This is a genomic window from Polaribacter glomeratus (assembly GCF_002954665.1).
In the GTDB taxonomy this organism is placed as follows: Bacteria; Bacteroidota; Bacteroidia; order Flavobacteriales; family Flavobacteriaceae; genus Polaribacter; species Polaribacter glomeratus.
Genome location: NZ_MSCM01000002.1, coordinates 1,139,254 through 1,165,446, shown reverse-complemented (window position 1 = coordinate 1,165,446; position 26,193 = coordinate 1,139,254). Strand labels below are relative to the sequence as shown.

The 26,193-nt window shown below is 30.5% G+C and carries 24 protein-coding genes; 6 read left to right on the top strand and 18 right to left on the bottom strand.

Annotation, left to right across the window (positions count from 1 at the left end):
- Positions 1-21: 21 nt before the first annotated feature.
- The 6 genes from BTO16_RS15155 to BTO16_RS15130 all read right to left on the bottom strand — a co-directional run bounded on the left by BTO16_RS15155 (position 22) and on the right by BTO16_RS15130 (position 5,259).
- Positions 22-750, bottom strand: coding sequence for an ABC transporter ATP-binding protein (locus tag BTO16_RS15155; RefSeq protein WP_105022489.1), 729 nt, complete (start codon positions 748-750; stop codon positions 22-24).
- Between the two features lie 70 nt (positions 751-820).
- Positions 821-1,723, bottom strand: a complete 903-nt coding sequence (locus BTO16_RS15150; protein WP_105022488.1) for an ABC transporter ATP-binding protein — start codon at positions 1,721-1,723, stop codon at positions 821-823.
- Positions 1,720-2,616 (bottom strand): HlyD family secretion protein, encoded by an 897-nt coding sequence (locus tag BTO16_RS15145; protein ID WP_105022487.1) that lies wholly within the window; start codon positions 2,614-2,616, stop codon positions 1,720-1,722. The genes BTO16_RS15150 and BTO16_RS15145 overlap by 4 nt, the downstream gene beginning before the upstream one ends.
- An 81-nt stretch (positions 2,617-2,697) precedes the next feature.
- A complete protein-coding gene (locus BTO16_RS15140) occupies positions 2,698-3,948 on the bottom strand; it encodes a TolC family protein (RefSeq protein ID WP_105022486.1) in 1,251 nt (416 codons plus the stop codon).
- Between the two features lies 1 nt (position 3,949).
- The gene (locus tag BTO16_RS15135) at positions 3,950-4,561 is read right to left on the bottom strand and encodes a TetR/AcrR family transcriptional regulator (protein WP_105022485.1); all 612 of its coding nucleotides are present in this window, start codon (positions 4,559-4,561) and stop codon (positions 3,950-3,952) included.
- Positions 4,562-4,677: 116 nt separating this feature from the next.
- On the bottom strand, positions 4,678-5,259 hold the full coding sequence (locus BTO16_RS15130; RefSeq protein WP_105022484.1) for a methyltransferase domain-containing protein: 582 nt from the start codon (positions 5,257-5,259) through the stop codon (positions 4,678-4,680).
- A gap of 289 nt (positions 5,260-5,548) precedes the next feature.
- Between BTO16_RS15130 and BTO16_RS15125 the strand changes: the two genes are divergently transcribed.
- Entirely contained in the window at positions 5,549-6,547 is a 999-nt protein-coding gene (locus BTO16_RS15125; protein ID WP_105022483.1) for a metal-dependent hydrolase, read from the top strand.
- A gap of 87 nt (positions 6,548-6,634) precedes the next feature.
- On the opposite strand, the gene trxA is transcribed toward BTO16_RS15125, so the two are convergent.
- From trxA to BTO16_RS15095, 7 genes are all read right to left on the bottom strand, one after another.
- Entirely contained in the window at positions 6,635-6,931 is a 297-nt protein-coding gene (gene trxA, locus BTO16_RS15120) for a thioredoxin (RefSeq protein ID WP_105022482.1), read from the bottom strand.
- A gap of 13 nt (positions 6,932-6,944) precedes the next feature.
- Positions 6,945-7,958, bottom strand: a complete 1,014-nt coding sequence (locus tag BTO16_RS15115; RefSeq protein WP_105022481.1) for a c-type heme family protein — start codon at positions 7,956-7,958, stop codon at positions 6,945-6,947.
- Positions 7,959-8,009: 51 nt separating this feature from the next.
- Positions 8,010-8,639, bottom strand: a complete 630-nt coding sequence (locus BTO16_RS15110; protein WP_105022480.1) for a Crp/Fnr family transcriptional regulator — start codon at positions 8,637-8,639, stop codon at positions 8,010-8,012.
- Positions 8,640-8,731: 92 nt separating this feature from the next.
- On the bottom strand, positions 8,732-8,866 hold the full coding sequence (locus BTO16_RS17995; RefSeq protein WP_262503070.1) for a hypothetical protein: 135 nt from the start codon (positions 8,864-8,866) through the stop codon (positions 8,732-8,734).
- Between the two features lie 307 nt (positions 8,867-9,173).
- On the bottom strand, positions 9,174-10,493 hold the full coding sequence (locus BTO16_RS15105; RefSeq protein WP_105022479.1) for a TolC family protein: 1,320 nt from the start codon (positions 10,491-10,493) through the stop codon (positions 9,174-9,176).
- The gene (locus BTO16_RS15100) at positions 10,483-13,680 is read right to left on the bottom strand and encodes an efflux RND transporter permease subunit (RefSeq protein ID WP_105022478.1); all 3,198 of its coding nucleotides are present in this window, start codon (positions 13,678-13,680) and stop codon (positions 10,483-10,485) included. The genes BTO16_RS15105 and BTO16_RS15100 overlap by 11 nt, the downstream gene beginning before the upstream one ends.
- 3 nt (positions 13,681-13,683) lie before the next feature.
- The gene (locus BTO16_RS15095; protein WP_105022477.1) at positions 13,684-14,793 is read right to left on the bottom strand and encodes an efflux RND transporter periplasmic adaptor subunit; all 1,110 of its coding nucleotides are present in this window, start codon (positions 14,791-14,793) and stop codon (positions 13,684-13,686) included.
- A gap of 194 nt (positions 14,794-14,987) precedes the next feature.
- Here BTO16_RS15095 and BTO16_RS15090 point away from each other — a divergent pair, with 194 nt between their 5' ends.
- The 3 genes from BTO16_RS15090 to BTO16_RS15080 are packed head-to-tail and all read left to right on the top strand — an operon-like array spanning position 14,988 to position 17,534.
- The gene (locus tag BTO16_RS15090; protein WP_105022476.1) at positions 14,988-16,277 is read left to right on the top strand and encodes a peptidogalycan biosysnthesis protein; all 1,290 of its coding nucleotides are present in this window, start codon (positions 14,988-14,990) and stop codon (positions 16,275-16,277) included.
- Positions 16,267-17,133 carry an acyl-CoA thioesterase gene (locus BTO16_RS15085; RefSeq protein ID WP_105022475.1) on the top strand — a complete coding sequence of 289 codons (867 nt, stop codon included), beginning with the start codon at positions 16,267-16,269 and terminating at the stop codon, positions 17,131-17,133. Before BTO16_RS15090 ends, BTO16_RS15085 begins: the two co-directional genes overlap by 11 nt.
- A gap of 53 nt (positions 17,134-17,186) precedes the next feature.
- Positions 17,187-17,534: an SdpI family protein gene (locus BTO16_RS15080; protein WP_105022474.1), complete on the top strand. Its 348-nt coding sequence runs from the start codon at positions 17,187-17,189 to the stop codon at positions 17,532-17,534.
- Position 17,535: 1 nt separating this feature from the next.
- On the opposite strand, the gene BTO16_RS15075 is transcribed toward BTO16_RS15080, so the two are convergent.
- From BTO16_RS15075 to porZ, 3 genes are read right to left on the bottom strand one after another with little or no spacing between them, the layout of a single operon-like run.
- A complete protein-coding gene (locus BTO16_RS15075; RefSeq protein ID WP_245892128.1) occupies positions 17,536-20,019 on the bottom strand; it encodes a TonB-dependent receptor in 2,484 nt (827 codons plus the stop codon).
- Positions 20,019-20,741 carry a DNA repair protein RecO gene (gene recO / locus BTO16_RS15070; RefSeq protein ID WP_105022472.1) on the bottom strand — a complete coding sequence of 241 codons (723 nt, stop codon included), beginning with the start codon at positions 20,739-20,741 and terminating at the stop codon, positions 20,019-20,021. Before recO ends, BTO16_RS15075 begins: the two co-directional genes overlap by 1 nt.
- Entirely contained in the window at positions 20,741-23,068 is a 2,328-nt protein-coding gene (gene porZ, locus BTO16_RS15065; protein ID WP_105022471.1) for a type IX secretion system anionic LPS delivery protein PorZ, read from the bottom strand. The genes recO and porZ overlap by 1 nt, the downstream gene beginning before the upstream one ends.
- 88 nt (positions 23,069-23,156) lie before the next feature.
- On the opposite strand from porZ, the gene BTO16_RS15060 reads away from it, so the two are divergent.
- Positions 23,157-23,627, top strand: a complete 471-nt coding sequence (locus BTO16_RS15060) for a CYTH domain-containing protein (RefSeq protein ID WP_105022470.1) — start codon at positions 23,157-23,159, stop codon at positions 23,625-23,627.
- A gap of 3 nt (positions 23,628-23,630) precedes the next feature.
- Here the strand turns inward: BTO16_RS15060 and trhA are convergent, their stop codons facing one another.
- A complete protein-coding gene (gene trhA / locus BTO16_RS15055; RefSeq protein ID WP_105022469.1) occupies positions 23,631-24,269 on the bottom strand; it encodes a PAQR family membrane homeostasis protein TrhA in 639 nt (212 codons plus the stop codon).
- Positions 24,241-25,032 carry a lysophospholipid acyltransferase family protein gene (locus BTO16_RS15050; RefSeq protein WP_105022468.1) on the bottom strand — a complete coding sequence of 264 codons (792 nt, stop codon included), beginning with the start codon at positions 25,030-25,032 and terminating at the stop codon, positions 24,241-24,243. The genes trhA and BTO16_RS15050 overlap by 29 nt, the downstream gene beginning before the upstream one ends.
- Before the next feature lie 156 nt (positions 25,033-25,188).
- On the opposite strand from BTO16_RS15050, the gene trpS reads away from it, so the two are divergent.
- Positions 25,189-26,157, top strand: a complete 969-nt coding sequence (gene trpS, locus BTO16_RS15045; RefSeq protein WP_105022467.1) for a tryptophan--tRNA ligase — start codon at positions 25,189-25,191, stop codon at positions 26,155-26,157.
- Positions 26,158-26,193 lie beyond the last annotated feature (36 nt).

Here is a 26,193-nt window from a genome sequence, read left to right as displayed (position 1 = left end):
ACTGTGACTGAAAACTAATTTTCAACCTCGCGCTAATTTTAAAAACACATCATTCATAGTATCCACTTTAAACTGTTCTTTCAATTTTTTTGGCGTGTCTAAAGCTTCTATTTTTCCGTTTACCATAATCGAAACACGATCGCAATATTCTGCCTCGTCCATATAATGTGTGGTTACAAAAACAGTGATTCCTTGATGTGATGCTTTGTAAATAAGCTCCCAAAACTGGCGCCTTGTAATTGGATCTACACCACCCGTTGGTTCATCTAAAAACACAATTTTTGGATCATGAATTAAAGAAACCGAGAACGATAATTTTTGTTTCCAACCTAATGGCAAAGAACCTACTAACTTATTTGCTACATTTTCTAAACCTAATTCTTTAATTAAAATAGCTGCCTTTTCCTTTATTCTTTTTCTTGATAAACCGTAAATTCCACCAAAAAAAGTGATATTTTCTTTCACCGTTAAATCGTCATACAAAGCAAACTTCTGACTCATATAACCAATATTTTTTTTGATGTCTTCAGCATTCGTAAACACATCAAAACCTGCTACAGTTGCTTTTCCAGAAGTCGGATTAGAAATACCAATCAACATTTTCATCGCGGTTGTTTTTCCTGCACCATTAGCTCCTAAAAAGCCAAATATTTCTCCTTTTTCAACATCAAATGTAATGGCATTTACAGCTGTAAAATCTCCAAACACTTTGGTTAATTCTTTTACTTGTATAACTTTGTTTGTGTTCATAATTTATATTTTGCCTCATCGAGTGCAGTCGAGATGTCTTAGTAATTGTCGATTGCGATCAAACTGACATCTATTTTGCTAATTCCATAAAAGTATCTTCAATCGTTGCTACCGTTTTTTCTATGGTAATATTAGATAGTTTTTTAGACTCTAAATACACTTTCAATTCAGCTGGATTAAAATCTGATCTACGATCGGTATAATGCACAAATTCGCCAAAAGGATACACGCTATGATTGTATTCGTAGGCTTTTAAACTATTTACTAATTGATACATATTATTTGCACTTACGTTATAAATTGGCTTCAAATAGTGTTTTACAATGGCTGCTGGCGTATCAATTTCCAGAATTTTTCCGCCTTGAATTAAGGCAATTCGGTCACACAAAGCAGCTTCATCCATATAGGGCGTAGAAACCAAAATGGTAATTCCTTTTTGTTGCAAACGCTTTAGCATTTCCCAAAATTCTTTTCTAGAAACTGGATCAACTCCTGTTGTTGGTTCATCTAAAAACAACACTTTTGGTTTGTGAATTAACGCACAACACAACGCTAATTTTTGCTTCATTCCACCAGATAGTTTCCCTGCTCTACGATTTTTAAAAGGTTCAATTTGAATATAAATATCTTTTATTAAATCGTAATTTTCCTCGATAGTTGTTCCAAAAATAGTAGCAAAAAAATCTAAGTTTTCTTCAACTGTTAAATCTTGATACAATGAAAACTTACCAGGCATATAACCAACATTTTTTCGAATGCTTTTATAATCCGTAATTACATCAAAACCAGCAACACTAGCAACACCTTCATTGGCAATTAAAAGTGTGGTTAAAATTCTAAATAATGTGGTTTTCCCCGCGCCATCAGGACCAATTAAGCCAAATAATTCACCAGATTTTACTTCAAAAGAAATATTTTTTAAAGCATTTACTTTTTTGTAGGATTTCGATATATTCGCTATTTTAATACTCATTTTTTAGTTGTTATCCACATTTCTGCAGGCATCCCAATTTTTAAACTTCCATCGTTTAAAACATCAACTTTAACAGCGTAGACTAGCGCAACTCGTTCTTCTTTGGTTTGAATAATTTTAGGAGTAAACTCAGCTTCCGAAGCTACCCAACTCACAACTCCTTTATAAGATTTCATAGCATCTGCATCATCAATTTTAATGTTAACTTCTTGCCCAATTTTAATGTTTGATAATTGCGTTTCACTAATATAAACACGCAATTGCATTGTGCTTAAATCTGCAATTTTATACAACGGTTTTCCAAAAGTCGTAATTTCATTTGGCGCTGCATATTTGGTTAACACGGTTCCGTTTACAGGATTGATAATTTTACTTTTTTGAATTTGATCTGCAATTTGTGCTAACTGAACATCAATGCTTTTTAGCTCATTAACAACAGGTGCATTCATGATTTCAACACTTGTAATTTGACTTTTAATAACATTCATTTCACCAACAACATCGTCTAATTGTTTTTGTGTGCTAGCATTATCTTTTATTAAGTTTTCTATTCTAGCTTTGCTGATTTGAGCAGTTTTTAATTTTGAATTTAACACAGTTATTTGAGATAAAACTCCTTTCGATTTTGAGCTAACGACCGCTTTCGAAACCACAAGTTGCTCATACTTTAAAGCGAGTTGTATCGTATCTATAAAACCAATAAATTGATCTTTTTTAAGTTGATCGCCTTCATCAAGAGCAAACTGCATTAGTTTTCCGTTATTTTCTGCTGAAATAGTTATTTCTGTTGCTTCAAAATTCCCATAACCATCAGCTTTATCATTTTTGTTTCCACAGGAAAAGATGCTTACTGTTATGATGCTTACTGCTAATATGTACTTGTATTTTTTCATCTTTTATGTTTTTTTTGCTCCCGAGGATTTTTATTTTATTCTTTTTTCTGCGGATACCTTCAAAATCTGCGGGAATAACTTTTACTCTCCTTTTATCGTATTATAATTCGCTTTTGCTAATTGTATTTGAATCTGATGTTTTAACATAGTATTTTCTGCTTCAAACAAATTGGTAAATTCGGTAATATATGCGGATGCTGTAACAACTCCGTTTTTAAGTTGAGCATCTAGTGTTTTCAATACTTTTTTTCGAAGCTCAATAATAGCTTCATCAGAATTTATAAATGCTGATATTTTTTCTATTTCCTTTTGCTGCTTGTTTAGTTCTATGTTGGTATTTAGTTTAAAAATTTCAGTCTCATTTTCAATAATATCTTTATTTATTGCAACAGCTTCTTGTTGTTTTTTGTTAGAGTTCCAATCAAAAACATTCCAATGTAATTTAAGCCCAAGTGTATAAAATGTTTGAAAAGAATTATCCAACATATTTAACCCAGGATTACCATAACCACCAGTTGCAAAACCATTTAATTGTGGGGAGTTTTGTTTAGAAATAAGCATTTCATAATTTTTTATTTCCTCTTTTTTTAGTTGAAATAATTCTAATTCAGGTCTATTAATCTCGTTTTGTAATTGAGTTTGAATTAGCGGTTTTTCAAAAATTATATCACTGAGTAAAGTTTGACCAACTAAACTAGAAAGGGTTTCAATTAAAGATGATTTTGCACTTTCTACCTCGATAAATTGTTGCTTAATTTTTAATAATTCGGCTTCTAAAACACTATCCGAAGAAGGTAATAAGACTCCGTTTTTAACGCCAGATTGCACTTCTTTTAATTTTATTTCTAGAAGATTTTTTTTAGCCTCTATCAATTTATAATTTTCTTGTACTAGAAGAATTGAAAAATAAAGTTGATTAATTTGGGTTTTTAATTGGTAAATAGTAGCGTCAACCTGTTTTTGTTTTGTTTTTAATTGCCCCGATTTCACTTTTAAAGTAGCATCCGTTAAACCACCATTGTAAATAAGTTGATTTACGGAAAATGTTGCACGATATTGATCGTTATTTAAAGGTTCTATCGTAGAATTGGGAATGGGAATTTGAATTACTTCTGATAAATAAGTTGCCTGCGCATCCAAATGAATTTGGGGCAATTTCGAATTCAAAATAATTTCCTTATCCAGCTGATTTTGTTGCGCTAATAACTGATGTTGTTTTACCAAAGGATAGTTAATTTCCACCAAACTATAACACTCATTAAGGGTTAAACGTTGTTGCGAGAAAGCAGAAAAGCTTATCATTACTATTAAAATGAATCGTATTTTTTTCATCTTATATTTTTATTGAACTAATTATAAAATCGGCAACTTCCGTTTTACGATTTTCTATTATTTGCTTAAATCCCTCATCATCAGCAGCTATTAAACCCTGAATTAATGGTTTCGCTATAAAAGGAAAAACATTTAACGCCAAAATATTAATGAATAATTGTTGCGCACTTATTTTTTTGATGAGACCTTTTTCAACCTCAACATCCACTTGTTTTTTAAATTTTTCAAGATTTGGAAATGCGCTATTTTCTTTCATTTTTAAAATAAAATCAGGATTTCTATTGAGTTCTTGAATGATGAAATTTGGCAAATAAGGGTGCTTGGCTATAAACGCAATATAATTTGAGGTAAAACTTTTTACCTTCTCTTCTATAGATGAATCATCGTTTAAAACAGCATTTAGTTGAGGTGCTAATAATGAAAATGCATTTTTAAAAACTGCTTCAAAAAGCAATTGTTTACTTCTATAATAATAGTGAAGCATCGCTTTGTTGATGCCAGCTTCATTTGCAATTTCTTGCATACGAGCACCATCCATCCCTTTTGTTTGAAAAATGGACTTTGCAGCTTCTAAAATTATAATTTCAGTATTTTCGTTTTTGTTATTTTTCATATTTAACTAAGTAGTTTAACTAAGTGGTTAGCAAATGTACAAAAAAATTCAATTGCTTTTAAAAGAAACAAAAATAATCTTATAAAATAGAAATTAAAATTTTAAACAACTCTATTTTAACGCTTTAAAAACTTCACAAACAATTCCATTTCTTGTCTGTTATGAAATGAATTGTACGATTTTTCAAAAATATCTAAACTAAAATAAGGTTGAAAATAAGCAAGATACTCTTTTTTTGAACCACCAAAAGGTGGATGATCTTCGTTTAGTTTTGCATCGAAAAGCAACCCAACTAATTTTCCTTTTTCAATTAATAAGTCATTCATTTTTGAGGCATATGTTGCTCGTAAATTGGGATCTATCGCACAGAAAAAAGTTTGCTCTATGATTAAATCAAACTTCATTTCTAAATCAAAAAAATCGGCTTGTATTAATTGCCCTGTTGGAAAATTAGGAACTCTTTTTTTAATATTTTCGATAGCCGTTTTAGAAATATCTACAACGTACACATTTGTAAAACCTTTGTTAAAAAGATATTCTGCTTCGTAAGAATTACCTCCACCAGGAATTAGAATTTTTAGTTCTTTGTTAGATAATTGATCAAAATAGGTTTTTAAAGGTGGCGAAACTTCACCTAAATCCCAGCCTGTTTTGTGTGTGTTGTATTTATTCTCCCAAAAAAATTCGTTTAAAAGCATTGCTAATAATTTTTAGTACTTCAAAAATATAAAATAATCTAATTCTTGTTTGTAACAAATATCACAGAAAATAAGACAATAACCAAATGGTAGCTTTTTTTATCACTTTTAAAAAGTATTCTAAGTTAGTTCTGCTCGTTAAAATTGTATAAATTGATTGATACCAAACTTTGCAAATTAGTTCCTTTTGCAATCCACGAAAATCTTAAAGGTTAATTTAAATATTTCACTTTTAAAATTGCTAATAAATAACGTAGTTTGCATCGAAAAACATAGAATATTTTAAAAAATGGATTCATTAACTCAAATTATTTTAGGTGCTGCAGTTGGAGAAGCTGTTCTTGGAAGAAAAATTGGTAATAAAGCCATGCTTTATGGTGCTATTGCAGGAACTATTCCTGATTTAGATATTATCTCTTCTTATTTTACAGATACAGTTTCTGCGCTAGAAATTCATAGAGGCTTTACACATTCTATTTTTTTTTCTGCCCTTTTTGCACCCATCATTGGTTGGCTTGTTTCTAAGTACGAGAAGTATAAAAGTTTTAAAAATTGGACTTGGTTGTTTTTTTGGTGTTTGGTAACTCATCCTATTTTAGATGCGCACACTACTTGGGGAACACAATTGTTTTGGCCGCTAGATTATAGGCTTGCTTTTAGAACTATTTTTGTTATAGACCCTCTTTATACAGTGCCATTTTTAACGTTTTTACTACTAGCTTTATTTCAAAAACGAACAGCCCCAAAAAGACGATTTTATAATAATGTAGGCTTAATAATTAGCAGTAGTTATTTATTATTAACCTTTGGATTAAAAGCAATGGCGTATAATCAATTTGAAATGGCACTAAAAAAACAGCAAATTGATTATGTAGAACTTGAAACAAAACCGTCGCCTTTTAATACCGTATTATGGTCTGCAAATGTCTCTACAAAAGAGCAATATTTAATTGGTTATTATTCTTTTTTTGATGAAAACCCGATTCAATTTGAAGCCTATCCCAAAAATCATGAACTTTTAGGAGATTTAATTCATAAAGAAAAGGTGCAACAAATGATTCGCGTTTCTAAAGGTTGGTATAGCATTACAGAAGAAAAAGATCGTTTGTATTATAATGATTTACGATTCGGATTGTTAAGTTTACAACCAAAGGCCCAAAACTTTGTATTTAAATATGAGATTAAAGTTGATGATTTAGGACAAGTAACCTTTGTAGAAACTGTTAAGAACCGTGAAGATGCTAAGCAACTTTTAAAAGATCTTTGGATGCGAATAAAAGGGAATTAACAACAAAAAGATGTTATTATTTATAAAAAAGCTTGCTAAACTCATCAAAAAAAATTGATAAAACAGCAGTAGTTCACTGTCAATAAACTATTTATTGCTATTCATCAATTTGATTAAAGCTGCTTTTTGTATCACTCCAGATTCTCTCCAAAGTTGCTTTCCGTTCTTAAATAAAATTAACGTTGGTACACCTCTAACTTGATATTTAGCTGCTAAAGATTGGTTTTTGTCAACATCAATTTTAATAATTGACACTTTATCACCAAGAACCTCTTTTACTTCTTTTAAAATCGGACTCATCATTTTACAAGGTCCGCACCATTCAGCAAAAAAGTCTACTAATACTGGTTTATCTTGCTGTATGATTTCTGAAAATTTGCTCATGCCTAAGAATATTTTATTTATTAAATGTGATACTCCAAATTCCTCTAACTTGATTTTCGCTATAACCAGTTGCTAAATCATTTGGATACAATTTATTTATTTGTGCCAAAGTAAGCGGTTTAATATCTAACGCTGGTTTGCCATGACATTGCAAACACATACTATTTGTTTTGATAGGATAATAGAATTTTACGTTCTCATCCGATGTTACAACGATTGGGTCTGATTCTTTATTTACTGCTGCGTCTTCTTTAAAAATACGGATGTACGCATTTTCTTTAGAATTTGCTAAATTTTCAGGATTTCTAGGTTTATCAGAAACCCTTTTTATAGTTGCATTATGCACAACACTCATGCTATCTGTTAAAAGATATGCTTTTATATTGCAAAATTTAAGCGCAGCTAAAGTACCATCTTTTTGAATTTTGCCCATTAAATTTTTACCCAGTTCTGCTTTTGTTGATAAAGCATAATTTAATCCTTTTTCTGAATAGGATTGAGTTTTGATACTAGTTCCTTGCTGATTTTTTTTCTTACCATGCTGCATTCCGTTTCCGTTTTGCATTCCATTTCCCTCTCCTTTTCCTTTTCCTTTTCCTTTATTGTAATGATCTTCAAACCACTCTGGTTGTTCTATCTCAAAATCAAACATATACGCTGCAATTTGCTGAATCGTTTCTTCAGGAAAAGCTTGTTTTGGCATGAGTCCGAAACGTTTTACAGCACCATACATTTTTGCGTTTTCTTTTGTAGGATTTTTAATCCAATCTTGCATCGATTTTACAAAAGCTGCTTTTGTTGTATTCTCTTTTATGTAATGCTTTTTAATTGCAATCATTGGTGGTGCAATTCTATTTTCTTGAGCTGCAGTAGGACTGTGACAAACATAACAGTTTGTCTGCATTAATTTTTTACCTGCGTGATCTTGTGCATTTAAAACTGTTTCTTTAGCAGCATAAGATGGCTTTTGAGCATCTTTACAACTAAATAAAAAAGCAAATACGATTAAAAGAGTAAGTAGTTTCATCTTTTTTTTTACAAAAATAAGATCTGTTTAGTTGGTATACGGTAACTTATGTTACAGTTCTAAAACTTTAATACTATTTCTAAAAAGCTGAATTTTGCTTTCATTTTCAAGCTTTTTTAAAAGTCTAGAAACAACAACTCTAGAAGTATGTAAATCTTCCGAAATTTGTTTGTGAGTTACTTGTAAAACATCGCTATGTGTTACCATTGCTTTGTCTTTTAGGTATTTAAAAAGGCGTTCATCCATTTTTAAGAAAGCAATTGTATCTACGGCTTCTAAAAGTTCATCCATTCTGTTATGATAACTTTGTAAAATATAAGATTGCCAAGTTTTATAAGTACCTAACCATTCTGCCATTTTTTCTTTTGGCAACATCATTATTTCTACATCTGTTTCTGCAACTGCTCTAATTTTGCTTTTAGTTTGGCCCATGCAACAAGAAAGTGTCATGGCGCAAGTGTCTCCTTTTTCTAGATAATACAATACCAATTCATCACCATTTTCATCTTCTCGTAAAATTTTGATGGCTCCGTTAAGTAATAATGGCATTGTTTTGATGTAATCTCCTATTTCAATTATTGTTGTATCAGCAACAAACTCTTTGTAAATACCTATTTGTTTTATTTCGTCGATAAGAGTATCTTCAAATAAATATCCAAAATTTAGAGCAAACTGATTCATTAAGAGTGTTTTTATTATTAGAATAATTTCTATAAAATTAAGCAAAGAAAGTCTAATAAGAAAATGAATCTAACTTTTGATTGATGAGATAATTAATTTTTAGGCTTATCACTATTCATCAAAAGAAAAACAGCTACAACTAAGCCTATAACCACCAAAACAAAAATACCAATCATTATTGTGCCATTGGTCCAAGAAACTAAGGGTAAATTTAAGTAATTCATCATTTTCTGTTTTTAAATCACAAAATTAATAACTCGTGTTTTTATAAAATATGATAAAAATCATACACTAACTTTTTTACATTCAAGTGTGCATAAAGAAAATTTTTATGTAGCTATAAATTATTGTTCTTGTTATATCTAAAAAGCGCAAACGCCACAAACAATCCTATAATTCCCAAAACAAAAAAACCTTTTAGTATGGTTGTTGTAGTCCAAGAAATTAAAAAAACACATAAAAGATTCATAAAAATTCATTTAATGCCGCAAATTAATAATTACCGCTATTTTAAAATATGATAAAAGTCATATATTAAAAGGTAACATTTAAAATATCCCCACTTAATTGCAGCAATTGTAATTCAATTAATTTGGCATCAAATATTGCATTATTTAAAGCTGTTTTTGCATTTATAAAATTAATTTGAGCCTGTCTAAATTCTATAGATGTTACTTGCCCCAATTTATAACGCTCTTCTGTTCTATCAAAATTGTTTTGTGCAGTTGACACATTTTTATCTTGAGCGCCAATTATAAAAAGCTGATTATTATAATTTTCCCAAGTATTTTTTAAAGTATTGTTAATGGTGGTTTTCTGCTGCTCTAATAAAATTTGCTGATTATCTAACACAATTTTAGCATTGGCAATTCTTGTTTTTGTGGTTCCACCATCAAATAAATTCCAAGATAAACTTAAACCGGTATTTAATCCGTTAGAAGTTGCACCTGCTAAGAATGAAGTTACAGGGTTTTCACTTTTGTTCCAACCATAAGAAGTATTTAAATCTAAGGTTGGTAAATAATTTGCTTTATTAATTTTGATGTTAAACTCGCTAATTGCTACATTTTGCTCATTTTGTTTTAAGAGCGAATTGTTAGCTAAGGTCTTTTGTTGTACATCTTCAAAATTCATAATTTTAGCAAAATCAACATCTGTTTCAACAACATAATTTACTTCTTTATCAATGCCTAAAATAATATTTAAACCACGTTTTACATTATTTAATTGCTGTTTAGCTGTAATTAGTAAAATACTATCATTATTAACATCAACCTCTGCGTTTAGCATTTCTAATTTGGTAGATTGTCCATAATCATATTGATATTTTGCTCTAAGTAAACGTCTTTTAGAAATACTTAACGCTTCGGATAAATTATTTGCATTTTCTGATAAACGTGCTATTTGAAAATAGCTTGTAAACAACTGCAAATAGGTGTTTTCAATGGTTTCTCTAGCTTGTAATTCTGACAAGTTATACGTTTCTTTTAATTGCTGATAATTGTATTTTCGACCTAAACCATCAAAAATTGTATAGTTCACATTTAATGATGCGTTATAAGATTTTGTTACTGCACCTTCTATACTTCTAGACGCACCGTCTTGAAAAGTAACATCTTGGTTATCTCTTCGATAATTAGCACCCGATGAAACAGCCGCAGTTGGTAAAAAACCAGAGTTAAAAATACTGGTATTATTTTTAGCCACCTCTAAATTATTATTGGCAATTTTAATTCCGAAGTTATTTTCTAGAGTAATTTTAAGCGCTTCTTTTTTAGTGAGTATTTCTTGCGAAAAAACTTGTAAACTTGCTACTATAAATAGGATTAAAATAGGTGTTTTTTTAAATTTCATTTTCATCAAATTTAGATTCTATAATTGCTCTTTCTACCTCTTCTTTACTAACTTTTTTATTTGTTTTTAGCCACTTAATGTTAACTTTTATAGAATTTGAAACAGATAATAGTAATGGCAACATTACTAAAGTTAATATAGTAGCAATTCCAATACCATAAGAAATAGAAATTGCCATCGGTTTTAAAAATTGTGCTTGTCTACTTTTTTCTAATAATAGCGGTGCTAAGCCTGCAATAGTAGTTAATGAAGTTAAGAAAATTGCTCTAAAACGAGATTGACCAGACATTATTAAGGCATCGTCAAACGTTATTCCTTCTTTTAAATAACTATTAAATTTACCAATCAAAACCAAGCCATCATTAACCATAATACCTATTAAGGCAATAATTCCTAAAAAGGATAAAATACCAATTGGAAAATCGTGAAAAAAGTGACCCCAAACAATACCAATCATGCTAAAAGGAATCATTATCATTAATAATATTGGCTGACTGTACGAACGAAATGTAAACGCAATTACAATATAAATTAATAATAAAATAATTGGACCAACTACAAATAAAGAATCCGTTGTTTTATTTGCTTCTCTATTTTGACCTTCGTACAAAGGAGAAACTGTTGGATATTTAGACAAGATTTCCGGCATTATTCGAGTTTTAATATCTTCTAAAATATCGGTTGCACTTGTCTTTAAATCTTTTAAATCTGCCGTAATTTGAATTTCTCTTTTTCCTTCTAAGTGGTTAATTGCAATATCACCTCTTGCAATGGTGTAATTTGCTATTTCAGAAAATGCAACTCTATTTCCAGAAGGGGTTAAAATACGCATATCATCTAAATCTTTAATAGAAGATCTGTCTGCTTTATCATAACGCACCCATACTTTTATTTCATCTTGTCCTCTTTGAAAGCGTTGTGCCTGAAAACCAAAAAAACCAAACCGTATTTGCGCCATGATACTTTGTAAATTTAAACCCAATAAATACGCATTATCTTTTAGACTAATTTTAACTTCTTTAATTCCTGCCGGATCATTGTCTGTAATATCTTTTAAAAGGGCATTATTTTCAAACTCTTGTTTTAACTCTTCTTTAGCAGCTTTTAACTCTTTAATATTGTTTCCTAATAAAGAAACCGCAACAGGACTTCCGCCAAAATTACCACCAGAACCAAAAACCAAACTTTCAATTCCATAAATTTTACCTACTTTTTCGCTAATAGTATTGGTTATTTCTGGTGACGAAAAATCTCTAGCTTCGCCTGGCAAAAGATTTACAGTTAGCGTTGCATTTGCACTTCCTGGACCAACTCTTTTTATTATATTCTCTACTACCTGTATATTTCCTGTTTGCTTTTCTGTATACTCTTTATTGGTTAACCATACTTTTTGTTCAATAAAAGAAATAATAGAATCTGTAATTTGCTCATTTGTACCTTGTGGCATTTTTAATGAAATCTGCACAGTATCACTTGCAATTCTTGGAAAAAAGGCAGTTTTTACAATCCCTCCTTCAATTGCCATAAAACTAAAAATTACAATTGCAATGGGTACACAAAATGAAAAAACTTTGTTTTTAAGAGAAAACTTTAAAAATGGCACATAATAATTGTCTCTAAATTTTACCAAGCCTTTATCTGCAACTTCGTTTATCTTATTAAAAAAAGCATTTAGCTTATTTGTCTTCTTTTGTTCTCCTTTTTCTAAACGTTTTCTGTCTAGTGCTTTAGAATGGGCAATGTGCGCTGGCAAAATAAGAAGCGCTTCTATTAAAGAAACGGCTAAAGTTAAAATTACAATTAAAGAAACTTCCCCAAAGAAACTTCCAATTCTACCGTCTACAAAGAAAAAAGTAGAGAAGGCTATAATGGTGGTTAAAATTGCAGAAATAATTGGCGGAATAACTTCTAAAGTTCCATCGATAGCTGCATTAATTTTAGACTTTCCTAAATCGTAATAATGATGGTAAATGTTCTCTCCAATTACAATTCCATCATCCACCAAAATACCGATAACGATAATCATTCCAAAGAGTGAGAGTACATTAATAGTAACGCTAAATTGTGCTGCAAAAATAAACATCCCAAGAAAAGCTACTGGCAACCCAAAAGCAACCCAAATTGCCAACCTAAAGTTTAAAAATAAAGCTAAAAAGAGCAGAACTAAAAGGATACCAAAAATACCGTTTTCTACTAATAATTTTGTTCTTCCGTTTAAAGAAACAGAAGCATCGCTAGAGATATTTAAAGTTACATTTTGTTCTTGTTGATTAAATTTATGAATGTAATCTTTAATTTTTTCTGCGGTTGATAGCAGGTCTTCGTTATTTGTATTGCTTACAGTAATATCTATTGCAAGGTTGCCATTGTAAAACAATCTATCTGGATTTTCTGACCACACATCACCAACATTTGCAATATCTTTTAAACGAATTATTGTACCGTTTTGCTCGGTTCTTACAATTAAATTTTGCAACTCTACGCCATAATAAGAGCGGTTGCTGGCTCTTATTAAATAGTCTTCATCTACAGTTTTAATATTACCGCCCGTGATTAAAATATTTGAATTTCTAACCGCATCTGCAACTTCTGTAAAAGATAAATTATAGGCAATTAAATCATTTTCGCGAACAGAAATTTCGATTTCTTCGTCAGGGAAACCAGAAACGGTAACTTGTGAAATTCCATCAATACCACGAATATCATTTTCTATGTTTCTAGCATATTGTTTTAACGATTTTAAAGAAACATTTTCGCCACTAACGGTAAAACTAATAGTAGGTCTTATACTTTCTACTTTGGCAATAACAGGAGGTTCCATTCCCGAAGGAAAAGAAGGAACTCTATCTACAGCATTTTTTACATCGGATAGAACAACGTCAATATTTTTTCCTTTTTCTACTTCTATATTCACAGAAGCTGCATTTTCACTAGAAACAGATGTTACCCTTTCTACACCAACGATCCCTTTTAAATTATCTTCTATTTTTAGTATTACGCCTTCTTCCATTTCTGCAGGAGAAGCACCAGGATATACCAAACTAATTTTAATTAATTGCGAGTCTACTAATGGAAAATAAGAAGATTTCATACTAAAAACACCTATAGTTCCGAAAATAATAAATGCAAGAATCATTACATTTACGGCAACTGGGTATTTTATAAAATAAGTAATGATTTTTTTCATAGCTTATTTGTTAATTTTTACAATCATACCGTCAATAGCTCCTGGTAAAATTTGCGTTAAAATTTTATCATTATTTTTTAATCCTTTTATAACAATTGTTTCTGCGCCAAAATAAACCGTATTTACTGGTAAAAGCGTTAAAAGACTATCGTTTTTAACAATATAAACAGCCTGATTATTAACCAATAATTTTCTTGAAATTTCAATAGCATCAGATTCTGATTTTGCAACCAAATTTGCCTCTAAAAACATTCCTTCTTTTAAATCTTCGTGTTTTACATCAATAAACACTTTTATAGTTTGCGAAACTTGGTCAACTTTACCATTTACACGCACTACTGTACCTGTGTAATTTTTAGATTTATTTAAAGTTGAAAGCATTACTGAATTACCCACTTTTAATAAATCTGCAAATTCTGAATTTATAGAAACTTCAATTTCGTACACATCGGTATTTATAAATTCTCCCAATTTTTGTCCTGAACGAACCAAAGTTCCCGAAGTAACTAAAACCTCTGTTAAAACTCCAGAAAAAGGCGCTTTAATATTGTGCTTAGATAATCTAACTTCTAAATTTTTAACAGCATAATAGGCCGTTAAAATGCCACGTCCAGAAATAAAATATTTTTCTTTATCCGATGAAAATACTGGCAGTTTTGGTGTAACTTTATTAATATCAAAACTTTGTAAATAACTTTGCCATTTATTAAATTCTGATGAAAAATCTAAACGTATATCTGGTAAAATAGAAGTAACTAAATTAAATAAATTGCTTTTTTGGGATTGCAAACCAGCCGTAAACTCATCACTACTTATACTTAATAAAGTTTCTCCTTTACTGTATTTTTCGCCTGGTTTAAACGACTTATTTGATGATTGAAGAATGCCCTGAACTTCCGAAAAAATTTCAATTTTGTTTTTAGCAACTAAAACTCCGTTAGCAGACAACATAATAGGAATCTCTTTATTCTCGACATTTTCAACAAAAACAGTTTTAATAGTTTTGCTAAATATTGGTTTTGGTTTTTGATTTTTATCGATAAAATAATTTCCTAACAAAATTGCACCCACAACCAAAGCTACACCAAGAACAGATAATATAATATTTCTCATAATTAATTAGTTACACTTTCTTTAGTAAGAAAAAAAAGAAAGTTCGTCTTCTTGCAAAGATACTTTTTTAGTTAGGCAGGCAAATTATAGATGAATAGCAACTTTGTTAAAGAAATGTTATAATTGCTAATTTTTTGACTAAAATTTTTCTACTCATTTTTTTTTACCATCTTTATACCTTTAATATAATTTGAATGTATGTTGGTTTCTTTACACGAAGTTATATTAGAGAAAACGACAGCATACAAAACAACAATTTTAGAAACTTTAACTCTCTTTATAAACTACTATTGAATTTCTGCTCAAATACAAATAACGCTTTATTCTTTTCTTCAGTGGATGAAATTTCTGATGAAATCTGGCGCAATCTTGATTGTGAAAACAACGTTTATTTTCATCCAAGTTTTTTGAAAGCAATTGAAAAAAATCATCCAAAAATTATTTTTTCTTACATTGTTTTAGTGGATAAAGATAAAAACCCAATTGCATTTTCTTCCATTCAAATTGTTGATTTTAATATTGATGCGATCAAAAATGATATCGAAATTTTAATACGAAAAGTAAAGAGTATTGGCCGTAAACTTCATATTATTCCTAATAACAAACCCTTAAAGTTATTAATTTGTGGCAACACATTTGTTAGCGGAGAACATGGTGTTTTCATCAAACAAGATCAAGATAAGAAAGTGCTAATTAAAGAACTAGCAAAAGCAATTTTACATTTTGTAAATGCTGATAAAAAACTAAAAATTGATGCTTTTTTATTGAAGGATTTTAGAAACGAATCGCTATTAATTACCGATGAATTAAAGGATTTTAATTATCATCCTTTTTCTGTAGAACCAAACATGGTTTTATCTTTGGATACAAACTGGCAAAATTTTGATGATTATTTAGCATCCATGAAAACCAAGTTTAGAGTAAAAGCGCGTAAAGCTTATAAACAAAGCGCAGCGATTAAAATTGAAGATGTTACCCAAGAAAAGGTAGCAAATCAATTACCAGAAATGACTGCTTTGTATAAAAAAGTAGCTTCGAATGCCGATTTTAATTTGGGCGATTTTAATCTAGAAACGTATACAAGCCTCAAAGAAAACTTTGGCGAAAACTATATTTTAAAAACCTATTGGCTAAACGATAAAATTGTTGGTTTTATATCCGGAATTATCAATCAAAATTCTTTAGACGCACATTTTGTTGGCATCGATTACAACCTAAATAGAACGTATGCAATTTATCAAAGAATGCTGTACGATTATATAGAAATTGCCATCAGTAAAAAATTAAAAACTATTAATTTTGGCAGAACTGCTAGCGAAATTAAAAGTTCTGTTGGTGCAGAACCACGAGATTTAACGATGTATTTTCGTCACAAAAAAAGCATCACAAACAGAATTTTAAAGCTATTTTTGCAGCGTATACAACCTACACCTTTTCAACAAAAATTTCCGTTTAAAAACGAAAACAATCCCCATGAAAAATAGCAAAGAACTAATAGCTCTTTTAAATTTAAAGCAAATTAATAACAATACTTTTTCTGGCGAAAGTGTAACAATTGGCAGTCCTAATGTTTTTGGCGGTCAAGTTTTAGCACAAGCGGTTAATGCTGCCTATAGAACTATATCAGAAAATCGTTTTTTACATTCGTTGCATTCTTACTTTTTAGAAGCTGGCGATTTAACAATTGCAATAGACTACCATGTAGAAGAAATTAGAGATGGTGGTAGTTTTTCTACGAGAAGAGTTACAGCTAAACAAAATGAAAAAACAATTTTTATTTTAGCGGCTTCTTTTCATAGAAAAGAAGATGGTTTTGAACATCAAACAGCAATGAATAACAGCATAAAGCAACCAGAAGAATTATTAAGCTGGGAAGATATGGTTGCTAAATTTGGAGATTTCTTACCAAAACGTATCAAACATTTTTTAAGTATAGAACGTCCAATAGATTTTAAACCGGTTCGAGTTCCTAATCCTTTAGAACCAGAAAATTTACCAGCAAAAGAAGAAATTTGGTTTAAATTAAAAGGTGAAATTCCTGCGATGGATTTACGTTTAAAACATCAAATATTAACCTATATTTCTGATTATAATGTACTAAACGCTGCGTTTAACCCAAATGCAAAAGAACATAATTTTGGCAATACTCAAACTGCAAGTTTAGACCATTCTATGTGGTTTTTTAGAGATTTTGATTTTAATGATTGGATGTTGTTTTCTGCTGAATCACCTAATACTTTTGGAGCAAGAGGTTTAAGTAGAGGGAATATTTACACCAGAAAAGGCGAATTAATTGCTTCTTTTGCGCAAGAAGGATTAATGAGACCGAAGAAAAAGTAAGCAGTAAGCAGTAAGCAGTAAGCAGTAAGCAAAATTAAAAAAAATTAAATAGTATGGATTCTGTTATATATGTTTTAACCACCAATGGTTTATTATTTTTATTGAGTATTATTTTTTGGAAATTCCCGCCAAAAAAAATCAATAGAATATATGGTTACAGAACTTTTAAAGCAATGCTAAATGAAGAAATTTGGGTCTTTGCAAACACCACATTTAATAAAAATTTTCTTATTTATGCAGGTATCTCATTTTTAGCCGCTTTAATTTTAGCCACCATTTCTGTGCAAGAATTAACTTGGCAGCCAATGATTTTAGTAATGTTATCGCTTTTAGTAAGTGTTATAAAAACAGAAAGAGCTTTATCAGATAATTTTACAGAAGAAGGTAAAAGACTAAAATAATTTAGAAATTAGCCACAAAAGAAAGCGATAAATTTCTACCTGGAGAAGAAACTCCGGAAGCAAACTCAATATAATGTTCATCTAAAAGATTGTCTAATCTTGCTTGTACAGAAAAATTTTGAGTCACAGAGTAACGCCCATTTACACCAAAAGTAATCCAACTTGGTGTACCAAAATAAATATCTTTATCAGTCGTAGCATTTGCATCAACAACCGGTGTTAAGTCATGGTTATCTATACCTTCGGTAAAATTAAAATCTGCAATATCTTTTTTACTATTAAACCTTAAAGCAGCACCAACCTCTATTTTATCTTTTGTATAGTTGATTTCAAACTGACCAAACAAAGGCGGAATGGAAGACATCGGTTCTTCTGTATCGTAGGTTCTTCCTTTTGTGTAAGTTATAAACCCAGATGTGTTAAACGTATTCGACAGTTTGCCCAAATAACTAATTGTATACCCTGTTATATACGCATTACCTCTGTTCTGATTGGCTACTGCATTGCCATATTCGCCATCAAATAAAACTTGATCACTTCCGTTCATGGTAAAGTGATCTCTAATGATATAATTGTCTAATAATGTATAAAACACATTAGCTCCCAAACGGAATTTTCTATGATTAAAATATTTTTGAATTCCGATTTCAGCATTATACGCAAACTCAGGTTTTACATCTATATTTGGCACTGTTACTTCTCCGCTTTTTTCACGAACTCGACCAACATCATCAATATTTGGAGATCTAAACCCAGAAGATAAAACACTATTTAACTGCCAATTTCTGCTAGGCTTATAAACGTATCCCAATGTTGCCGTAACCGCAGAGTTATTAGAACTAATTTCTGTTTGTGGCAACTGTATAAATGTTTGATCAATCCAAATGGCATGTAAATTTGTATTTGTAAATCTAATACCAGAATTTAAAGTTGATTTCGAGTTAATATCTTGTCTATAATCTACATAAAATGCAGAACTTAGGTATTCACTTCCTCCGTCTGGATAGCGTGATTCTACCTTAAAATCATTCGAAAAACCATTAATTTCTCCGTTTACAATATTTAAAGTTTTACCATACGAATTTGAGGAAACTTCGTTGTACGCAAACTCAAACCCATACGATAAGGTTCTTGTTTCATCTTCTGTTAAAGGCACAGAAAAATCGCCATTTACACTAAAAACGTCTACATTTTCTTCTCTATAAGAACGATCTAAACTGCCAAATTTTCTTTGAATTCTACTTTCTTGTAAATTCTGGTAAGCAACAATTAATGTTCCTCTTTCTAACCAATTTTTAGAAGGGTTAATATCTAGTTGAGATGAAATTAAGAGTCTTTTTTGAGGACCGTAATACCATTCTGCAAACTTTAAAGAAGATGCATCCGTTAAACTTTTTAACTCTGTTAATCGGTCAAATCTCTGTATATCTGAAGATGTAGAGTATTGTAGATTAATTTTTAAGTCGGTATTTTTAGACAGTGGCACAAAAAATTTCTGTAACACATCTGTTTGATTATAACCTGTATTTCTTAAAAAATTTGGGTTTTCATTTTTCGTCGGATTTTCGTTGTAATTGCCATTTACATTCTCTGAATAGTAAAATACTTTCCCCCAATCAGAAAAACCGTGGTTTCTATTTTTACCCGCTTTTAAATCGCCAAAATCTGAATATGAAATACTTGTAAAAGATGCCCAATTACTAAAACTTACTTCTGCAGAAACATTGGTTGTTATTTCTTGATTTACTGTTGAAAATCTAGAAAAAAACTGACTAGAAACTTTATCTTCTTCGGATAATTTAGGCGTTTTTGTATAATAATGAATTACGCCACCTAAAGCATCAGATCCATATATTACAGAAGACGGCCCAAAAACAACCTCTGTTTTATCTAATAAATTTGGTGCAATGGTAATTGAACTCTGCAAATGCCCTTTTCTGTAAATTGCATTATTCATCCTAACACCATCAACTACCAACAAAACCCTGTTAGATTCCATACCGCGAATTACCGGACTTCCTCCTCCAAATTGCGATTTTTGAACTTTAATTCCGGGAATCGTTGCTAATAAATCCGCAGAAGTTTGAGCAGATATTTTTTGAATATCTTTAGATGTAAGCACTGCTATTTGTTCTGCAATTCTTTTTGTTTTTTCTTCTCTCTTAAAAACAGATATTACAATTTCATCCAATTCTTCTGATTGTTTGGTTAAGTAAATTGTAAAATTTTGCTTCTTTAAATTTGATTTTTTTATACTACGAATTGAGTAAGATAAATGAGAAATTAAAATTATTTCATCATCTTTGAAAGACGAAACATCAGCTAAACCATAATCGTTAGTGGTTAAACTAATAGTTTTATCCTTGTTGTAAATAGTAACGTTATTTACTTTTTTACCAGTTTTTTTATCTAAAACTTTTATTTCTTGAGCAAATGTTAAGCTGCTAAAAAAAACCACAAATACTAAAACGATATACTTCATCATCAACTAAAAACGATTTCTAAGACTTGTAAAGATTTAGGGTTTCTAAAACTGTCTAAATGTAATTTAAAATACTGTATAATTACCCGTAAAACCAGCTGTCTTTCTTCTTTGCTGTAAGTAACATTTTCTAGTGTATCAAAAATGATGCCTAACAGCTTTTTAAATTGATAAAAATCATTTTTTGATATTACATTTTTTTCATGAATTTGATCAGAAAACATCCCTTCTAATAAATCAAAACCTTTTTTATTTTTGTCGGTTGTATCTGGGTAAAAACCTAAAAAACCAGTTAAATTTAACAAAAATAGTAAATGAAAATTCGCAACTCTATCATGCACATCTAGCCAGATAAATGCAGTTTCTAAATATTCGTAGAGCGCTAAATTCTGCTCTTCTTCTTGTATAGAATTAGACAATACTTCGGATAAAAAAAGCGCAACAGATTGCTTTACAATATCTGTATGAAAGGTTTTATACGGGTGTATTACTTGTACTTCCTTTATAGAATTTAAAGTGTTTTTTGAGTTATGATTGGCAACAATTTTTAATTGTGTTAAGGGCTGAAAGTACGCTGCTTTTAAACCAGCTTTTTTGGGCTTTAAAACACCTCTTACTAAATAGGTTTTAATACCTTCTTCTTGCGTGTAGCATTTTACAATTAAGCTTGTATCACCGTATTTTAAAGAACTTAAAATAATGGCTTTTGTAGTTACAACTGCCATTAATTTACAATTGCAATTTTGGTAGTTGTTGTTTCAGACGCATCATCATTTACTAAAAGAACAATATAAATACCAGAAGCGACTTTTTTACCCGCTAGGTTCTTTTTGTTCCAAACCACTTTACCTCCTTGTAATTCTTGGCCTTCTACAACGTTGGTTTCGTAGACTAAATTACCTGCAACATCTAGTATTTTTACATTGGTTCCTTTTGGTAAATGCGTTCCATTTCTGCCATCAATAGTTATAGTTTCATGGTTTTTTAACGCTGGGTTTGGGTATGCATACACATCGCCTAAAACCTCACCAAAAGCTGCAACTTTACTATTATAAGCCACAATCCCTTTTTCTGTAGCAAAATACACTTTACCATTTGAAGTATCGGTTCTAATTTTTAAAATTCTATTAGATGGTAAAGGAGAATTTACTTTACTAAAATTAGCAATTGTTTTTTGCCCTGAAGGATTTGTATATAACGCGCCACCACTATCTGTTCCAAACCATTTATTATCTGCGCCATCAATGGTAATAGAATTTACTCTTTGATCTCCTAACAAGCGCTCTCCTACTCCGTTTTCTTCAATAATTACAGGTTCTGCATTTAAAACATCTGCCTCAAAGATTCCTGCGGCATTTCTAAACACAACCATGCCAGATCTTGTACCTAACCAAACTCTATTACTTTTATCAACAGCTACGGTTAATACATCTGTATCTGGTAAATTACCAAGATTTGGAGTTGCAACCAATGCTCTTTTTCTATTGCCATTTTCATTAAAAACAAAAACACCATTTCTTCTGGTTCCCATCCAAACATTATTACTTCTATCAATCGCTATTTCACTTAAACCAAATTGCGTATTCGTTTTTAAAGAACTGGTGTTAAATTTAGTCCATTGACCAGCTGTAGATAGTTTCTTAAGTTCACTATCTCTATGAATGTTAGATACCCATAAATTACCTTGATTATCAAAAGCAGATCCACTTATTCTTAAAGTTACTCTATTTGGTTGTGTGGGTTCTAAATCTTCTAATCCGCTATTTAAATGATTGTAAAAAGTTTTAATTTCATCATTTTCTACCACCAATAAACCACCTGTAGAAACACTATTAATAGCGCCTGTATCTCCAAAAGAGCTTATATATACTTTGTTTTCTGCATTTGGATCAATTGAAATATAGTTTAAATCTATTACAGGAAAATTAGGATTGAACTTAGTATTTATCCAATTTTTACCATTAAAATGACTAAAACCTTGTCTTTTTAAAATAGGTGTATATGTACCATCATAACCGCCATAAACTACCCAAAGATTGTTGTCTTTTACAGCTATTGAAAAAATATCGTTAGACAAAGGTCCTTCGGGATGAATCTCTTGATAAACATTTACTTGTGCCAAACTGGTTTTTAAAATTCCGAATTCTTTAGTTGCTAGATAGATTGTATTATTCTCAAAAAAAGCATTTAATAAGGTAAAATCAAATTCTAAATTTGAGACAAATTCAACGACTTGATTTTCTGATAAATTTAAAACAATCGCTTTTTTATTTAAAGCAATCGTTACGTTAGTACTCGACGATTTCAAACCAATAATAGTTTCAAAAAAATCTCTAACCAGCGTTAAGGTACCATTTGTAAGTTTCAATAATTTTGTGCCTTCGGTAATATATAGCTGATTATTAAAAAAAGAAATACTAGTAAAATCACGACCAATAAACTGTTGCTGCCAATTCTTAAAATCTATTAGAAGTTTACTGGTAACCGATGCGTTAAAAATTCCGTCTTCGGTAGCTGCATAAATTTTTCCATCAAAAATCATGGTTTGATGAATCAACAAAGAAGTTGAGCCGTTGCCGATAAAAAAAGTGTCTCCGAATTCTAATTTTTCAATATCATATTCTACAATTGCAAAAGGTGTAGCTAAGTATAAAGTATTGCCAAACTCAGAAATATGATTAATACTTTTTTCACCTGTTTGACTAAAATTTACAATATCCGAAGAAATTGTAACATTTTCATTTTCGTCAATTACCTCAACTAATCCGTTTTGATAGCCAATAACCAATCTTTTAAAAGCAGTGCTGTAATGAATTGAAGACGAAGTTTCACCAGACAAACCTTTTATAGACGAAAGCTTTTTAGTTTCTAAAGTATTTTCATTAAAGGTAAAAATAGCATTATCTACTAAAGCGTAAATAGTTGCATCTACTTTTACAAAATCCTTTACGTTGTTATATGAGTAGAAATCTTCCCAAGAACCGCTGTAATCTACTTGAGAAAAAATAGAGAACGAACTTGCTAAAAAAAGCAGAAAGATTAATTTATTCATGTTTTTGTGTATAAAAAATCAAAGATATTTAATTATAGTTCAATAACGATAAAAACAAGTACATTAGTACAAAAATGCATCCATTTATATGAGTTTAGAAATTGAAAGAAAATTTTTAGTAAAAAACACAGATTTTAAAACAGCATCTTATCAGAAAAAATTGGTAAAACAAGGCTATTTAAATTCTGATAAAAGTAGAACCGTACGAGTTCGAATTGCAGATGATAAAGGTTTTATAACAATTAAAGGAAAATCGAATACAGCAGGTACAACACGTTTTGAGTGGGAAAAAGAAATTAATATTTTAGAAGCCGAACAACTACTTTTATTGTGCGAACCTTCAATTATTGATAAAACACGGTTTTATATAAAAAGCGAACACCATATTTTTGAAGTTGATGAGTTTTATAGTGATAACCAAGGTTTAATTGTTGCAGAAATTGAGTTAAATTCTGAAAACGAAGAATTTAAAAAACCTTCTTGGTTGGGCAAAGAGGTTACAGGAACTGCAAAATATTACAATTCTAGTTTAAGTAAAAATCCTTTTAAAAATTGGTAATTTCTAAAGATTATAAATCGCTATAAAATGACTAAGACTTCCCAACAAGACAAAAACGTGAAAAATAACATGATTAAAAGGCATCTTTTTAACAGAATACAAAACAGCACCTATTGAGTAAAATACACCGCCCGCAATTAAGAACTGAAAGCCTTCTGTAGTTAAATTATTCATTAGTGGTTTTATAAAAAACAACACCTGCCAACCCATTAACAAATACATTGCAGTAGAAATTTTATCAAATCTACCGGTAAAAAAGAGTTTTAAAATAACGCCTGTTACTGCAAAAAACCAAACAAACAGAAACATATACCAACCCAAATTAGAATCTAAACCTACCAAACAAAAAGGAGAATAAGTGCCAGCAATAAGTATGTAAATTGCAGAATGGTCAAAGATATTTAGTCTTCTTCTTTTCTTAGGATTTTTTGCTGCGTGATAAAAAGTAGAGGCTGCATACAAAATGATTAAACTTAAACCATAAATAATAAAACTTGCTGGATTCCAAAAACCATCAAATTCAAAAGATTTAAGTAGTAAAAACGGAAAAGCAATGACGCCTAAAACCAATCCAAAAGCATGCGTAATTACATTCCATTTTTCTTCAATTACACTATAACGGTGATTTAAATTCTCGCTCATTGTTGGGTCTATTTGTATCGTTCATATATTTTTCATCACTCAATAAATCATCTTCCATCATCTTAAAAACCTGCTCTTTCAAGTTTTGCATAGCATCCATTTCTAGGTCTTTAGTTTCTATAAACGCATGTTGATGGATTCTAAAAACACCCGGACTTCCTTTAAAAAAATCCCAAGAAAACAAGCGTTTACAATCGTAGTAAATCTGCGGTACAATTGGCATATTAAACTCTATAGCCAAACTAAAAGCTCCATTTTTAAAAGGTGCTAAAACAATATTTTCTGTGGGCACTAATCCCTCAGGAAAAATAGCCATGCTTATACCGTTTTGCAATCTTTTTTTAGCAGATTCGTACACTTTCTTTCTGCTTTCAGGATTGTTTCTATCTACTAAAATAACAATTCTTTTGTAGAAAAACCCAAAAACAGGTATTTTAACTAACTCATGCTTTCCTACAAAAACAATTGGGTTTTTACTTAAAGCAATTAACACAAAAGCGTCCATTAATGAAGCATGATTAGGGCAAAACATATAACTTTTGTGAATATCTGTATCTTGATCATTTTGTACTTGCAATCTAAAACCCATTGCAAGTAATAAAAATTTTGCCCAAACTCTAATCAACTTCCAAAAAGTAGGATAATATTCTTCTTTAGCAGACAGTATAAATAAAAACGGAGATAATAAAATTAGGGTTCCTAGTATTAAAACGTAAAACCATATTCGCCAGATAAAAAGAAAAGGTAATTTTAGGTACTTCACAAAAACAATTAAAGGTTAAACTTTATTTAAAGTAAGCTGCAAAAATAGTAATATTCTTTTGTTTATTGATTTTCTTAAACAAAACCTTATTTTTACACTCGCAGAGCTTTTAAGTATTTATCTCTTGCGTACATAGATCTAAAAATATACAATTTAATGTCTAGAATTTTAACTGGAGTACAAAGTACAGGAACACCACATTTAGGGAACTTATTAGGTGCTATTTTACCGGCAATAGAGATGGCAAACGACCCTAAAAACGAAGCTTTTTTATTTATTGCTGATATGCATTCTTTAACTCAAATTAAAGACGGAAAGCAATTAAGAGAAAATACTTATAGCACTGCTGCAACGTGGTTAGCTTGTGGTTTAGATATCAATAAAACTGTTTTTTATAGACAAAGTGATATTCCTCAGGTAACCGAATTATCGTGGTATTTAAGCTGCTTTTTCCCGTATCAACGGTTAACATTAGCGCATAGTTTTAAAGACAAAGCAGATCGATTAGAAGATGTAAATTCTGGTTTATTCTCTTACCCAATGTTAATGGCAGCCGATATTTTGTTGTATGATGCAGAAATTGTGCCTGTTGGTAAAGACCAATTACAACATTTAGAAATGGCGCGAGATGTAGCAAACCGGTTTAATCATATTGTTGGCGAAACCTTAGTTGCTCCTGATGCAAAAATACAAGAGCACACAGAATTAGTTCCTGGAACGGATGGTGGAAAAATGAGTAAATCTAGAGATAACATTATTAATATTTTTTTAGCGGATAAAAAACTAAGAAAACAAATAATGGGAATTAAAACGGATAGCACTCCTTTAGAAGAACCTAAAAACCCTGATACAGATAATGTTTTTGCACTTTATAAATTATTAGCTTCGGATGCGCAAATTGCTGTAATGAGAGCAAATTACAAAGGGGGTAATTATGGGTACGGTCATGCAAAACAAGCACTCTATGAATTAATTGTAGAGAAATTTGCAACCATTAGAGAACGTTATACTCATTTTATGGAAAACAAAAATGAAATTGATGATGCACTTAAAATCGGTGCAACCAAAGCGACACTTGTAGCAAATGATGTTCTAAAAAGAGTGAGAGCTAAAATTGGGTATTAAAAAATGAATAAATTCATAAAAAAAATGCCGCCAAAA